This window comes from Streptomyces sp. NPDC001536, from assembly GCF_042894505.1.
Classification (GTDB): Bacteria; Actinomycetota; Actinomycetes; order Streptomycetales; family Streptomycetaceae; genus Streptomyces.
Genome location: NZ_JBIAVQ010000033.1, coordinates 1 through 13,093, shown reverse-complemented (window position 1 = coordinate 13,093; position 13,093 = coordinate 1). Strand labels below are relative to the sequence as shown.

General features: G+C 67.9%; 10 protein-coding genes. 1 reads left to right on the top strand and 9 read right to left on the bottom strand.

Features of this window, described 5'->3' with window-relative positions; all coding sequences use genetic code 11:
* Positions 1-106: 106 nt before the first annotated feature.
* Together ACFY0U_RS44815 and ACFY0U_RS44810 are read right to left on the bottom strand one after the other, a co-directional pair.
* A complete protein-coding gene (locus ACFY0U_RS44815; protein ID WP_388646139.1) occupies positions 107-1,498 on the bottom strand; it encodes an amidohydrolase family protein in 1,392 nt (463 codons plus the stop codon).
* A 199-nt stretch (positions 1,499-1,697) separates the two neighbouring features.
* A complete protein-coding gene (locus ACFY0U_RS44810; RefSeq protein ID WP_388646137.1) occupies positions 1,698-2,453 on the bottom strand; it encodes an Atu4866 domain-containing protein in 756 nt (251 codons plus the stop codon).
* Between the two features lie 348 nt (positions 2,454-2,801).
* Between ACFY0U_RS44810 and ACFY0U_RS44805 the strand changes: the two genes are divergently transcribed.
* Positions 2,802-3,080, top strand: coding sequence for an Atu4866 domain-containing protein (locus ACFY0U_RS44805; RefSeq protein ID WP_388646135.1), 279 nt, complete (start codon positions 2,802-2,804; stop codon positions 3,078-3,080).
* Positions 3,081-3,584: 504 nt separating this feature from the next.
* Here ACFY0U_RS44805 and ACFY0U_RS44800 read toward each other — a convergent pair.
* From ACFY0U_RS44800 to ACFY0U_RS44770, 7 genes are all read right to left on the bottom strand, one after another.
* Positions 3,585-4,565: an ATP/GTP-binding protein gene (locus ACFY0U_RS44800; protein ID WP_388646134.1), complete on the bottom strand. Its 981-nt coding sequence runs from the start codon at positions 4,563-4,565 to the stop codon at positions 3,585-3,587.
* A gap of 685 nt (positions 4,566-5,250) precedes the next feature.
* Entirely contained in the window at positions 5,251-7,026 is a 1,776-nt protein-coding gene (locus tag ACFY0U_RS44795) for an IS481 family transposase (protein WP_388646160.1), read from the bottom strand.
* A gap of 194 nt (positions 7,027-7,220) precedes the next feature.
* Positions 7,221-7,406 (bottom strand): hypothetical protein, encoded by a 186-nt coding sequence (locus ACFY0U_RS44790; protein ID WP_388646132.1) that lies wholly within the window; start codon positions 7,404-7,406, stop codon positions 7,221-7,223.
* A 326-nt stretch (positions 7,407-7,732) separates the two neighbouring features.
* Positions 7,733-9,010 carry an MFS transporter gene (locus ACFY0U_RS44785; protein WP_388646130.1) on the bottom strand — a complete coding sequence of 426 codons (1,278 nt, stop codon included), beginning with the start codon at positions 9,008-9,010 and terminating at the stop codon, positions 7,733-7,735.
* A gap of 404 nt (positions 9,011-9,414) precedes the next feature.
* Positions 9,415-9,921: a GNAT family N-acetyltransferase gene (locus ACFY0U_RS44780; protein ID WP_388646128.1), complete on the bottom strand. Its 507-nt coding sequence runs from the start codon at positions 9,919-9,921 to the stop codon at positions 9,415-9,417.
* A gap of 620 nt (positions 9,922-10,541) precedes the next feature.
* Complete coding sequence (locus ACFY0U_RS44775; protein ID WP_388646127.1) at positions 10,542-10,781, bottom strand: hypothetical protein; 240 nt, start codon at positions 10,779-10,781, stop codon at positions 10,542-10,544.
* A gap of 904 nt (positions 10,782-11,685) precedes the next feature.
* Positions 11,686-12,954, bottom strand: a complete 1,269-nt coding sequence (locus ACFY0U_RS44770; RefSeq protein ID WP_388646126.1) for a hypothetical protein — start codon at positions 12,952-12,954, stop codon at positions 11,686-11,688.
* Between the last annotated feature and the right edge of the window lie 139 nt (positions 12,955-13,093).

Here is a 13,093-nt window from a genome sequence, read left to right as displayed (position 1 = left end):
CGGCACGATCGGCCGATGAGGTGCCACCGGGATGCGATGGGTGCCCCCGGCTGTGGAGGGACGGCCGGGGGACGATCGTGGGAACTGGCTGGCGGGTGGGGGCTGTTCAGGCGGCCGGGGTGTTCAGCACGTACTCGCGGGAGGCGTGCACCTCGCCGCGCAGGGCGGCCAGGTCGACGTCGAGGACCATGCCGTCCCACTTGCGGGGTTCGCCGTTGATGAGGACGGCGCTGATGTTGCGGGCGTCGGAGCCCAGCACGATCGTGCCGATCGGGTCGTTGAGCGGCATGTTGTTGAGGTCCTCGGCCTGGATGACCAGCAGGTCGGCCTTCTTGCCCACGGTGAGTGAGCCGGTGACGCTGGCCAGGCCGTTGGTGCGGGCGCCCTGGAGGGTGGCGAAGTCGAGGACGTCGTGGGTGGTGATGCGGGAGGGCTGTTGGTCGGTGCCGTAGGCGGCGTTGACCGCGCGCATCCGCTGGATGGCGTGCAGGGCCCGCATCTGCGTGAACATGTCGCTGGCCAGGGCGACTTCGACGTCGATGCTCAGCCCGGGGCGGATGCCGACGGACAGGGCCTCGTCGACGGCGGGGATCGCGGTCTCCAGGCCGATCTGCGCGTCGGACGTGGGGGCGAGCGCCACAGTGGTTCCGGTCTCTCCCATCGCCTTCCATGCCTCGGAGGTCAGCCCGGTGGAGTGGATGAGGGTGACGTCGGGGCTGAGTATGCCGTCCTTGGCCCAGCCCAGGACTGCCTCGGAGCCGGATGTGCCGAAGACGGCGTCCACGCTCACCCCGATACCCAACTCCTTTGCGACACTGGCGAGTTCGGGTCCGTAGGCGAGCGCCGGTCCGGCGATCTCGTCGGTGGCCAGGGTCGCCAGACGCAGCGTGAGCAACTGGTCGTCACTGCTGAAGTACTGGCCCTTGACGCGGGCCAGGTCGCCGGGCCACTGCCGGTCCCACTCGCCGAAGTGCGGGCCCATGGAGGCGTGCACGCCGCGGATGCCGGTGTCGACGAGGGCCTCGACGGCGGCGTCGGAGTGTTCACGGGTGCGGGAGTTGTGGGAGAAGTCGAGCATCGTCGTGATGCCGCTGTCGATCGCGGTCAGGGCGGCCAGTCTGGTGCCGATGTACATGTCCTCGGGCCGGTAGACCGTGGCGTAGCCGGCCAGGGTGGCCATGACGTAGCCGCCGAGGTCGTCGACGTCCGGCATGATCCGGCGCAACTGGGCCTCCCAGGCGTGCCGGTGGGTGTCCACGAAGCCGGGGGCGAGGACTGTGCCGGTGGCGTCGACGACCACGGCATCACCGGCGTCGAGGTCGCGGCCGACTGCGGTGATCGTGTCGCCCTCGACGAGGAGGTCGCCGCCGTCGATGACGCCGAGGTCGGGGTCCATGGTGACGATGGTCGCGCCGGTGAACAGGATGCGCCGCCGGTCGGCGGGCCGGCGCCGGAGCTCTTCGAGCACGGCTGCGCTGGTGGTGTCGTTGACGTTCATGAGAGGTCTTCTTTCTTACGGGGGAGAGAGCCTGGAGGATGGGTCGTCCGCCGGAGAGGTCTGGGAGGTCGGGGGGCCGGGGGCGGCCGAGGCTGTTCGAACACCAGCCTCGATCGCGCCCGCTGCGGCAACCAGGCCGCGGTTTCCCCAGGTGTCCCGCACCCAGGATCGGGACGTGGGGCGTCGACCGGGGGAAGGGTCAGCCGAGCTTCATGACGTAGCCCGCGTGGTGCAGCTCGTCGCCCTGGAACTCCCCGTAGGCCCAGAAACCGAGGTCGTCCAGGTAGTCGATGCGGTCGCCGTCGATCCAGTACCGGCCCTGGTAGGCGTGCGGGCGCCCGCCCCGGGTCTCGTCGTAGCGGCCGTCGGCCGTGAGCTCCTGGTGCAGGAAGTCGTGTCTGTCGATCCAGACGCCGACGCGCGGGCTGCCGGTCAGGTCCGCTGCGGCCGGGATGCCCGCCTCGGGAGCGGTGGCCCGGCCGGGAACGTCCGCGCCGGCCCACAGAACCGGCCTGCCGGCAGCGACGAGCGCGCGGACCTGCTCCGGCGAGGTCATGAGCGCGGCCACGGCGCTCGGCACGTCGGCGGCGAACTCGTCGGGCACCACCAGGAAGTCGGTGGTGTTGCCCGGGGTCAGCGTCGCGACGTACTCCGAGCGGTGGCCGCGGCCACCGGCCAGGGCGACGTTGTCGACGACGGCGGGAGCGATGGTCATACCGGTGCAGTCGACGACGATGGCGTTGTCGTCCCCCGCAGCAGTAATGATGCCCGGGCCGACGCCCACGAGCAGGGAGCCGACGAACAGGAGGTCGGCGCCGGTCATGGTCCCGATCAGCGGGTGCATCGTCAGGATGCGGGCGTTGGTGAACAGGACGGGACGCCCTTCGTCGTTCGAGAGGATCTCGTCGAGGGCCTTGGGGTTCCAGCGCGCGGTGCCGGTGTCGGTGATGCTCATTCCATGCTCCTCAGTGGAGTCGCCTCATCGGTTTCCCCACTGCGCGAAATGAGCGCCGGTGCAGGTCCAAGGCGAGTGTTCGGCAGCTACAGCGGCTGCCTGACCACCAGGTTCGTCGCACAGTGGAATCGGAACCAGGCCGCCGTTATCCCAGGTGTCCGGCACCCACGATCCGTCCCGCCGCGTACGATGGCGGGGCCATGGTGAAGGACCCGGACAGCCCGCGCCGCTGCCGCACGACATGAAGGGCCCCGGGGCTCGCGATGCTGGGTGCGCGGCACCCAGGAAGCCCTCACCTGGGGAGACGGCGGCCTGGTTGCCGCCACCCGACGGCGCGATCGTAGAGCCATGACCAGCAACGACACGCCCCGCGCCCCGCACCCGTACGTCGGGATGTGGGTGACCGCGGACGGGTTCATCCGCCAGGAACTCCTGCCCGACGGCCGCTACGACGAGGCCCGCGCCACCCGACGGAGCGCCTACACCGGCAGCTACACCGTCACCGGCAACCACATCGACTACGTCGACGACACCGGCTTCACCGCCACCGGAGACGTCCGCGACGGTGTTCTCTTCCACGAGCACCTAGTCCTCTACCGCGAGGGCGACGAGCACGGCCGTCAGTGAGCCTGATCATCACCGAGGTCCACCTGCGGGTGATCGCCTCCGCTGTCCCGGACCAGGAGCGGGACAGCGGAGGGGACCTTCTACGCCCTCCACACCTGGCAGCCGTTGATCACGGCCACATCGTTGTCTCTGACGTTGTTTGCTGCCAGGACCCCAGCGCGGTCCGGTGTGGGAACGGGGGGTCGGCCGAGCGAATCACCGATTACGAAAGTAATCCGCAAGCAGATTCGACCCCAAATCGACCCCAACGCCTCGGCTGGATCTGCGTCGCGGCCCTGACCTGCACAAATGTCATTGAACGAGGGCCAATTCCTGTACCGCCAGTAGTTCGCGCAGGGCTCGGATCTGTGGCTCGATCGCTTCGGCGATCACCGGGTCGACGTGCGCTCGGGCCGGGCTGCTCGGCGCGGCGAGCGCCTGGTAGTAGCCGTCGGAGGCGGTTCCCGGGTGGGCACCGGTCCGGCGGGCACGGGGTACGGGTCGGCGGCGGTCTTACGTAGCGGTTCAGGAGACGTCTGGCCGACTTGGGGGCGGCGTTGTCGGCGTCAGTGCGCGGGCTCCCTGCCAGAGTGTCTCGAAGAACTCCCGGCAGCGGGCGAGGTTTTTCCGATCTTGTTCGCCGTTGTCCAGGGACCAGCGGTCCAGCCGAGAGCCGCCGAGGATGTCCAGGAGATCGCCTTCGGCCGGGTCCGGTCCAGGAGCTGCAGCACAGTCCGGGTCAGGGCGCAGATCCAGCTTGTCGTAGAGCCCCTCATACGCCACATCGGTGTTGATGAAGTAGAGCTTGCGCATCGGTGACACATGCAGCACGCGGAACTCGACCGTGAGTGTTCCCTGGCCGCGCGCGGCCATCCGCCCTATGTGGGCCTTCAGTCTTAGTTCGTGCTCCACGACCATGCGCCTCAGTTGCTCACGGAACTCTGGAGCGTCGCCGATCCTACCTCCGGCGCCCACCTGGCCGGGGACGTCGATCTCCTCTGTGAAATCCGGTACCAGAACGCGCAACTGCAATCTCCGTGAGGGATCCCTGCTCAGGTTGTACAGCATGGACTTCACCAGATTGACGAACGTCTCGCCGGTGAAGCTCATCGCCGCCAAGTGCACCTCTCCCCCGGCTTCGAGCGCCTGCCGGATCTCGGTTTGCAACACCGCGGGCGTGACCCGAGGACGCAGAACCTGGTTCAGCCGCTGCAGTTCGTCTTCGAGGCGACGCACCGTGGCGGCCAGGGACTGCTCTGTCTCCTGGTGCGTCGTGTGCACCGCGTTCAGGCGCTGCACCTCGCTGTAGAGCACGTAGCCCACCGCGGTAAGTAGTGCCCCGCCCAGGTAGACCTTGTCCTGCAACGCGTCACCGACGGGCTTCACGAACTGGGCGACCAGACCCAGAGCGAAGACAACGGCGAGAACAATCTTCGTGACGGTCGACTCCGCGCGCCCCCATATGCCAGCCAGTCTCGCGCTCCACGACAGCCCCGTTTCCGACACAGCTTTCCCCCCGGCGAGCCACCGATATCACTTTCCTACGCCCAGGGTGCCCGATAAATCAGCAGATGCGTCCGCATAGGACAGGGCCGACGTGGGCACGCCGATCGAGGCGGTGGACTTCGTATGGCGCCGTGAGCAGGCGCTGGCGTAGCAGGTCCGGCGGGAGACGGCCCGTGCGGCTGCGCGGGAGCGGGGGATGTCGCCGCGGTCGCCGCCCGTGTCCGCGCGACGACGCTGGAAGCCGAGGTCGAGACCGCACTGACGCAGTTCATCCGGTCCTCGATGAGCCGGCAGCGCTCCGTACCACCCCACCGAGCAGCGCGTCCTGACCGCGGCCCGTACCTTCCTCCGCCAGCAGGACCACCTGCCCGATCCCGGCGCAGCCCGGACCGTACTCCACCCCTCCTGGCGCCGCGCCCCAAGCGACGCCCCACACAGTCAGTACAGTTCAGTTGCCGAGTTCCCGAGGATTGCGGGCCGGGCGCAGTTGGGTTGAGGGAACCTGGGGCCGTAGGCCGGTCCCGATGTCTGCCGCAAGGTGGAGTCGCAGTTATTCGCCGGTCGTGAACAAACTCGTGTAGACGTGATCTTCAACCTCGGTGTCTGACGGTGTGAGGTCCCGCGAGATCTTGGACAGTTTGGTCCCAGGAGACGCTGGACGTCACCGGTAGATGCTGGACAGTCGCTACTTCCTCGTGCGCGCGACCGCCTTGAACTGCCTGATCGGCTTGTCGCTGGTGCGGGCATGGGTGGACAGTTCGACGTCACCGTCCAGGACGCGGAAGACGGTGTCCTCGATGAGGATGGTCACGGCTTTCCCGGCGTGAGCCCGGCCGATCCGCAGGCGCTGGCCGCCGACCATCACCACGCCGTCCACCGGCACTTTGCGCTGAGCCTGCAGGGCCTGCGCCGAAGGAGGGATGATCGCCGTGCGCGGGCTGCGGACTCCGCTGATCTGCGCTCGTTGCTCCGGTGGGATGGGCGCGGGCAGCGTCTTGACCATGCGGCCGTCGGCGATGACATGCATCAGCTGGCCGTCGAACCGCAGGGTGACCTGCTGTCCGGCGAGCTGGGCCGCGAGCTTGACGCGCTGCCCGCCGAGGCCGACGTCGCCGTCCCGGCCGACCAGCCGATCGACCTCGACCACGAGCGGGGCCTGCGGCCCGTCGGGCAGGGCGGGTGTCGCTGGTTCGGGGCCGGCAATCCGCCCGCCGCGCTGCACCAGCGCCTTCAGGTCGGCAGCGGTGAACTGGGAGGTGCGGGTGCGGGCGAGTTCGCCGTCGATGAAGACGTGGATGCTGCGCTCATCAGCCCAGACGGTGGCGGTGCGTCCGCCCAGCGCGGCGGGGAACTTCAGCTGCTGGCCGGAGGGCAGACACAGCCTGCCGATCGGCGAGATGAGCGCCTCGAACTCCACTGCCCTGATGTGGGATTCGTCGACGGGCAGCCGCGGTGAGGGCAGCAGCGCGGGCAGCTGCGGCGCCAGCAACTCGACCGTCGCAGGCGTGGTCTTGTCCTGCGGCTCGGGCAGGTGGACCTCGTGCCGGTCCTGCTGCGGGTCCTTGGCCGCAGGGCGGAACCTGGCGGCGGGCACGGCCATGTCGAGTGCCTGGTGCGGCCGGCTGTGGTTGTAGCCATGCACCCAGGCGTCGATGGCAGCCTGGGCTGTTGCCTGGTCCACGAACAGACCGACATGATCGAGCAGTTCACGCCGCAGGGACTTATGGAACCTCTCGATCTTCCCGGTGGTGGTCGGTGATCGGGGTTTGGTCAGCCGGGCGGTGATGCCGTTCTCCCGGCAGATCCGCTCGAAGAGGACCTCGGCCGGGACCGGCTTGGTGAAGCGGCCGGTGAACTGCTTGCCGTTGTCGGTCAACACCTCCGACGGCACCCCGTAGGTGGTCATGGCCTCGGCGAAGGCGGTGCACACCGCGCGGCTGGACGGCTCGGCGACCACCTTGGCGATCACGATAAACCGGGAGTGGTCATCGATGCCGGTGACCAGCTTGCACTCGCGCCCGCCAGCCAGGAACACCCCGCCCATGATGTCCAGCTGCCACAACTGCATCGGAGCGTCGCGCTGCCAGCGGCGGTAGACGCGGCGGTGGTTCTGCTCCTGGTGGTTGATCAGCCCCTGTCGGGTAAGGATCCGGTGCACCGTGGACCGGCCGGGCACCGGCACCAGACCACGCTGGCCCAGCTCGTGGACGATCCGGCGAGCGCCCCACCGTGGATAGGAGCGGCGCAGTTCACAGACCAGTGCCTCGACCTCGGCGGGCACCTGGTGCGGCGAGACGTGCGGTCGGCGCGACTTGTCCACCAGAGCGTCCAGCCCGCCGACGTGGTACCGCTCGACCCAGGTGTACACCGACTGCCGCGACGCACCGAACTGGCGGGCCACCTGCGCGACCGGGGCCCCGTCCAGCACTTGGAGCACCGCCCGGTACCGGTGCTCGGCCATCCACCGCCGGTCGTCCACCGGCTCCGGCTCACGCGTTTCCGTCACGGAAGGACCAACGAGCCACGGCCGTCCAGGATGTGCCGAGACCGTCAAAAGTGCCGTGGGACCGTCCAGGAACAGCCGGGACCAAACTGTCCAACAGCCCGTGGGACTTCACATTGACAAACAGGCACTCAACACCCAGCCATGCCGTCTCAAGGCTCAGAACCGACAACCGCTTGAGGCCGGCTCGCCACGGCGATGTACGACTCGATGGCATCGGTGATGAAGTCGCGGCTGCTGTCAGGATCGAGTGCCTGGGCCCGAAGGTGGTCATACATCCCGCAGTAGTGCTGCACGTCAGAGGGGCGGCGCAGGCGCGCCGCGATGCAGTTGGGCAAGCGGTACACCTTCCCAGGCGAGGCTGTTACTGGCCCTGGCCTGAACCATCTCAGCGGGGGCGGCGTAGGCGAGGAGCTCTTCGCCGACCGTCTCCTCACACTGCCAGTGCGCGCCAAGGGCATGACCACGTCCTTGAGAACAATCAGTCCCGCTGCGCTTCGCGAGATGAGGGTCGGCCGACAAGGCATGGCAGGACTTCTGCGCCTGTTCCTAGGACGACGTCGCTGGCGTCGACGCAGGAGCAGGCTGACGCTGCAGCGGCCACCGCTGAGCCGTCAGTGTCCTTCCGCCCACTGACGATCAACGGTGGCCGCGGCGCTGGGTGCTAGCCAGTCCTTTCGGCGGTCCTGGCCGCGCTGGTGGCCTGTGGCTGTGGAAGCGCGCCCGCGGGCGGTGCTTGCCGCACGGCCCGGTTGGCCGTGGTGAGGAAGGCCAGGATGAGCAGCCATGCTCCGCAGAGCCAGACCAGCGGTTTGGCACCCAGTGTGGTGATCAGGACGCCGCCCGCGAGTGTGCCGATCGACAAGGCTCCCGTGGTGAGCGTGGAGACCGCGCTCGTGGCCCGGCCTCGCAGCTCATCGGGGGTGATGGCCAGCTGGTGGGTGGTCATGGCCACCGCATAGATCGGGGCCACCAGCGACTCGGCGGCCGCGACCGCTGCCAGCAGCAGCGGGTTGGGCGCAAGCGCGTACAGCGGGAACATCAATGCCTCCAGCCACAGCATCACCACGGCGATCCGGCCCAGCGGGAAGCGGCGCGTCGCCCTGTCCGAGACCAGTGCCCCCGCCATGGCACCGACCGCCGCGCCGCTGAAGATGACACCGATCCACAGCGGCGAGGCACCCACCTGCCCGGCGAGAGTGATGATCAACAGGTAGCCGGCGCCGTAACGTACCTTGTCAGCGGCCGAGACCAGGGTGAGGAAGCGGATGACCGGCTGGCGCCAGAGCCAGCCGAGCCCCTCTCGGATCTCGGTGGTGAGCCGGGACGTCGTCCGCACGTCCTGCCGGTCCACTTGGAACCGAGCACGCATCAAACGCAGCGACGCCGCGGACACCGCGAAGGACACCGCGTTGACGGCGAACGGCACGGTCCTGCCCACGGCGTAGAGCGCACCGGCGAGTGAGGCTCCGAAGATGCCCACCGCGCTGGCGGCGGCCTGCGAGTAGCCGAGTGCGGCGGACAGCTGGCGCGGACCGACCACGTTGGGCAACGCCGCCGTGTTGGCCACCTGGAAGACAGTGGTCAGGATCCCGACAAGCACCGCTGTCGCATACAGCTGGGGCATGGTGAGCCTGTTCAGCCACAGCGCGGCGGCGACGCCGGCGGTGAGCACGGCCCGGCCGAGCTCACACCAGATCATGGTGGCCTTACGGTCCCACCGGTCGACCAGGGCGCCGGCAATCAGACCGAACACCAGGAACGAAAGGGTGCCGAGGCCAAGTACGAACCCGGCTTGGGCGGCCGACCCGGTGAGGGTCAGCACGATCAGCGGCAGGGCCATGAAGTGAGCCTGGTCACCGATAGCAGAGACCAACTGGCCGCTCAGCAGCAGCGAGAAGTCCCGGTTCCGGAACAGGCCGGGACCGCGAAGAGTATTCAATGGAGTTACGCTCCGTAACAGCTCAAGGACACAAGGGTGACGTCGAAGCTGGTGTCCGAGCTAAGAAACACGGGGCGTAACAGACATGCGCGAACCGTAGCCAGGGCCCGGACCGGACTGCAAACGGTTTTGTGGAGACAGCCGTACGCCCCCAGCGGCCTCACCCGAGCGCAGAATCAGGTACCGAACCTGTCTTTGACCTCTGAGGCTGTAGCGCTCGATAGCGTGGCGCGGGGCGGCGATTCCTGGAGCCAAGCGGCCTTCCTGGTCCGGGTGTTGATGGTTTCGGTGCACGGGCCGGACAGGCCTGGCTCTGTTCGCGAGAACGGGCTCTGGTCCGCGGCTTGTGGTCGCGTACGCAGGGTGAGTGAGGAGAGTCCTGCTGTCATGGCTCCTGGGGCACATCAACCAGCGGGCAGAGCGGCCGGGCGATCAACGGCATACACCGTGACGGGGCGGCCCTGCAGTTGGTCTTCTCGCCGTGGCGCGAACCCCAGGCGCTCGGCCACCCTCACCGACGCCTCGTTTCCCGGCCGCATCAGAGCCGTGAAGTAGTCGTCGTCAAGGGTGGCAAACCCCCAGTCCAGACACGCTTGAGCAGCCTCGGTCGCATACCCGTGCCCCCAGTGATCCGCTCGAAGGGTCCACCCCAGTTCCACCTCGTCGAACTGTTCCCAGTACTGCAGACCGCTTCGACCGATGAACTCCCCACTCGACTTCAACTCGATCGCGCACAGACCGTGGCCCCGCTCAGCCCACTGCCGCTCGATCGCAGCCAGGCGTTCCCGTGCTTGGTGACGCGAGTAGGACCCGACGAAGCGGTTGACCTGCGGGTCGGCATGGAGCTCGACGAAAACGTCGACGTCAGAAACCTTCAGAGGCCGCAGGAGCAGCCGCTCAGTCTCGATCATGCGTCCGAGCATAGAACCCGCCACACTGAGCTCAAGCAGCCGCTGCACCCTCACTCAACATGGGGCACACCGGACGGCCCAACCTCGCGAACAAAGCCAGCGCCGTTGCCCTGACGAACAACATCTATCTCGCGGCCGTCACGACCGTCACCATCACGGCGACCCACAGCCGTCACGTCCCTGGGCGGGTCGCCGTCGGCACATCGTCCTCCAGGACTCCGTCATCACCTCGGCCCGCACGGGCAATGGTCAATTCTGCCCCGCCAACCCGATTGCCCGGCCGGGGTCCGGGCAGGCGCCCCGCTGAGGCAGCACACCTCGGGCAGCCGGAACCCGCGTTCCCGCAGGGGGAGCCGCTTGCGGGCCACGGCCTTCGTCCTGGCGGCGGTTTCCGAGTGGGGCGTACTCCCGCACGCCCCACAGCCGCGAGGACGCTCCCGCGCGAGGACCGCCGGCGTCTGTGGGGAGACGCGGATCCTCGCGCCGGCGGCCGCCGCCATCGCCGACCAACGGCGGCGGCCGCCACCTTCCACTGTCCCAGCCCCACCGGGTCCTGGCCCCCTGCATGGTGCCGCCTGACCGATTCCGCTTCACCGCGCTGCGTCACACCTGACGCGCCCTCACCACAACGCCACGACCAGCGCGGACGCCACGACAAGCACCGCAACCGGCACTATCACCACCCGCACCCGGCCCATCCACTGCGCCAGCCCGTCCGCACACCTCACCGCGCGCACCTCACGTCCCGCGACGTCCGTCGCCACGGGAACAGCACCTTCGCCGCCCTCGCCCTTGAGCCCGTACGCATCCGTCAGCCAGGCGAAGACCACCAAAAACCCGCCGTCGTCCCTTACGGTCACGCCACCCTCAACGACCAACCCGGCACAGAGAAACACCACATCTGGACCACCGACACGCTTGTGGGGCCGACCACCGGCCGGCCCCACAAGCGCAGCTCACAGCTTCGTCCCAAACCGCAACGCCACACAGGACGAGTACCAGGCAACCTCCCGCACAAACGAACCCCGGCGAGCGACACCAGCCAGCAGCAGCCCCGCAGAAACAAGCGGCCCCGGCTGATCAGCCATGACATCCGGGGCCGCTCTTCACCGGCCGGTCCAACCAGGTGAGGGGGCGCGGCCCGATCCTCCGCCGGGCAGACAGAGCCCGGACCGCCGACACGCCCACGCTGACACGTCACCCGTTCAACGCACACACCCCGCACGACGTCACGCCCGTGCTGACCCACAGCCCCTCGAGAGCACTTCGATCTCGGACATTGCAAACAGGCACTCACCTCACGGCCGAGGCGTTCGGATGCGCAAGACGCGCTTCCGTAACGCCCTGTACGCCGCGGCCCGGAAAAGCGCATCTGGATCCCCAGCAGCTCCACACCAAGGCCGGCACCCGCCGAACGCAGCGGGACGCGGCGTGAACGACCCGACGATGGTGTTCTTCGTGCTCGTGCTCGGCATGTGCACCCTGCCTTCGCCGCCTCATCGGCTGCGGCATCGCCCGCCTGGTCAAAGGGCGCGTCGACAAGGCCATCGGCTGGGGAAGCATCGCGGCCCTCAGCGTCATGACACTGCCCCTCGCCGTCATAGGAGTCGTCGTGCCGCTGCGGACGTGAGCCGCCACCGCCGATACGCGCGAACGGGCTGCACAGTACGACCTGTGCAGCCCGTCGCCCCTTCACACACGAACCGACCCGGCAGCACAGACCCTGTATGTACGGGCGTGCTGTCCAGGAGCTGCGGAACATCCTCAACAGGCGCCCGGCGCGTTTCGAGGCGGCTTGAACCGGCTCAGAACCGGGAACTGCATTGCCGCGATTCGCTGGCTGCCCTCTCGCTTTACCAGTGGAGGCTGCCAGCTGGGGGCTGGCCACCGGTCTCCCCCCTCAGCAGCCACCTCACTCGCGAGGCGGTGCTTCGTCCAGACCTCTGGCTGAGTGAGCACCGAATGCCCGTACCACACAGGTACCTTGAGGCTGGTCACGCGCTCGGCGGGGAACTCGCCGGTCACAGGGATGCCTCTGACACGCGACCAGGCACGGTCGAGCAGCACGACCAGGTCGAAGCGAGGACGCAGTGACACGATGCGGTTGACGTGCTGTGAGATGGCTGCCCATTCCAAGCTGGTGCGTTCGTGCGGCGGTGTCGCGATCATGACGAGCAGGTCGATGTCGACCTTGTGCCGCGCTGCTGCGAGCAGTGCGACGTTTCCGCCGTGGCTGTGCGCGAATACCTTGGTGAATCCGTTGGTGCACCCGTGGCGGACCGCCCAGTTGGCCATCTTGTGTGCGGCGGCTGCGCGGTCGCTGATGGTGAGAGCTGAGGGCCAGCGGTAGTAGTTGTCCTGGGCGTAGAGGTCTTTTCCGATCGGGTCAAAGGTTCCGTCGGAGGGCTCGCTGTCTCCGGGTTCCTTTTGGAGGTAGGAGAAGAGTGGTTCTCCTGGCCTCCACCACGACGGCCGTTTGAACATGGTCCATGTTCCGGGCACGATGATCGAGGTGTGAGCCTCGTCGGTGCCGTTCTCTTCTCCCGGGTCTTGCTGTTCCCGCAGGGCGGTGAGAGCCGGATGGCTGGGAGCGATACGGAGCAGGGCGTCTACAGCCAGTTGCTGGATCGTCTCATCGGAAGATGAGCAGCCTTCGGCGAGAACCTCGATGGTCGGCCAGGAGAGTGTGGTGCGGAGGTTGACGAGCGAGGCGGCCGCCGCGACGCGCACGATGCGGTGGCGGCTCAGCTGGCTGATGTGGAGGAGTGAGGCTGCGGCAGCAGGTGGGTCGTCCGTTCTGATCGCCTGGTACAGCGGCAGCGCCAGACTCTCTTCCAGCGTGCCGAATTCTCTCCACCACTCCTGTGGAGCTGGAGTGACTCGATCTTGGATGTAGCTGGCCATCGGCTGGGACCATCCCGGGAACTGCTGCCACCGGAAGGGCAGCCAGACATCAAGATGGTCTTGGATGTAGAGCTCGGCGTACTCGGCGGGGAACGGTGCGCGCAGCTCCGGCACCTCGGGAATGAGCAAGTCCGAGGCGTCGTCCTCCTCCCGGAGGATCTCTCCCTGCCCTGCTAGTGTGCTGCGCCTGAAATCCCGGGCTTAAATCTGTAGCCTGTTTTCATGTCTCGGGGTCCTCGTGCCGTTGAAGTTGTGTTGTCCGATGAGG

Bases quoted from the DNA above. Each gene is read 5' to 3' on its own strand.
- ACFY0U_RS44810 (WP_388646137.1), bottom strand. From the start codon at position 2,453: ATGAGCATCACCGACACCGGCACCGCGCGCTGGAACCCCAAGGCCCTC.
- ACFY0U_RS44805 (WP_388646135.1), top strand. From the start codon at position 2,802: ATGACCAGCAACGACACGCCCCGCGCCCCGCACCCGTACGTCGGGATG.
- ACFY0U_RS44780 (WP_388646128.1), bottom strand. From the start codon at position 9,921: ATGATCGAGACTGAGCGGCTGCTCCTGCGGCCTCTGAAGGTTTCTGAC.
- ACFY0U_RS44815 (WP_388646139.1), bottom strand. From the start codon at position 1,498: ATGAACGTCAACGACACCACCAGCGCAGCCGTGCTCGAAGAGCTCCGG.
- ACFY0U_RS44795 (WP_388646160.1), bottom strand. From the start codon at position 7,026: ATGGCCGAGCACCGGTACCGGGCGGTGCTCCAAGTGCTGGACGGGGCC.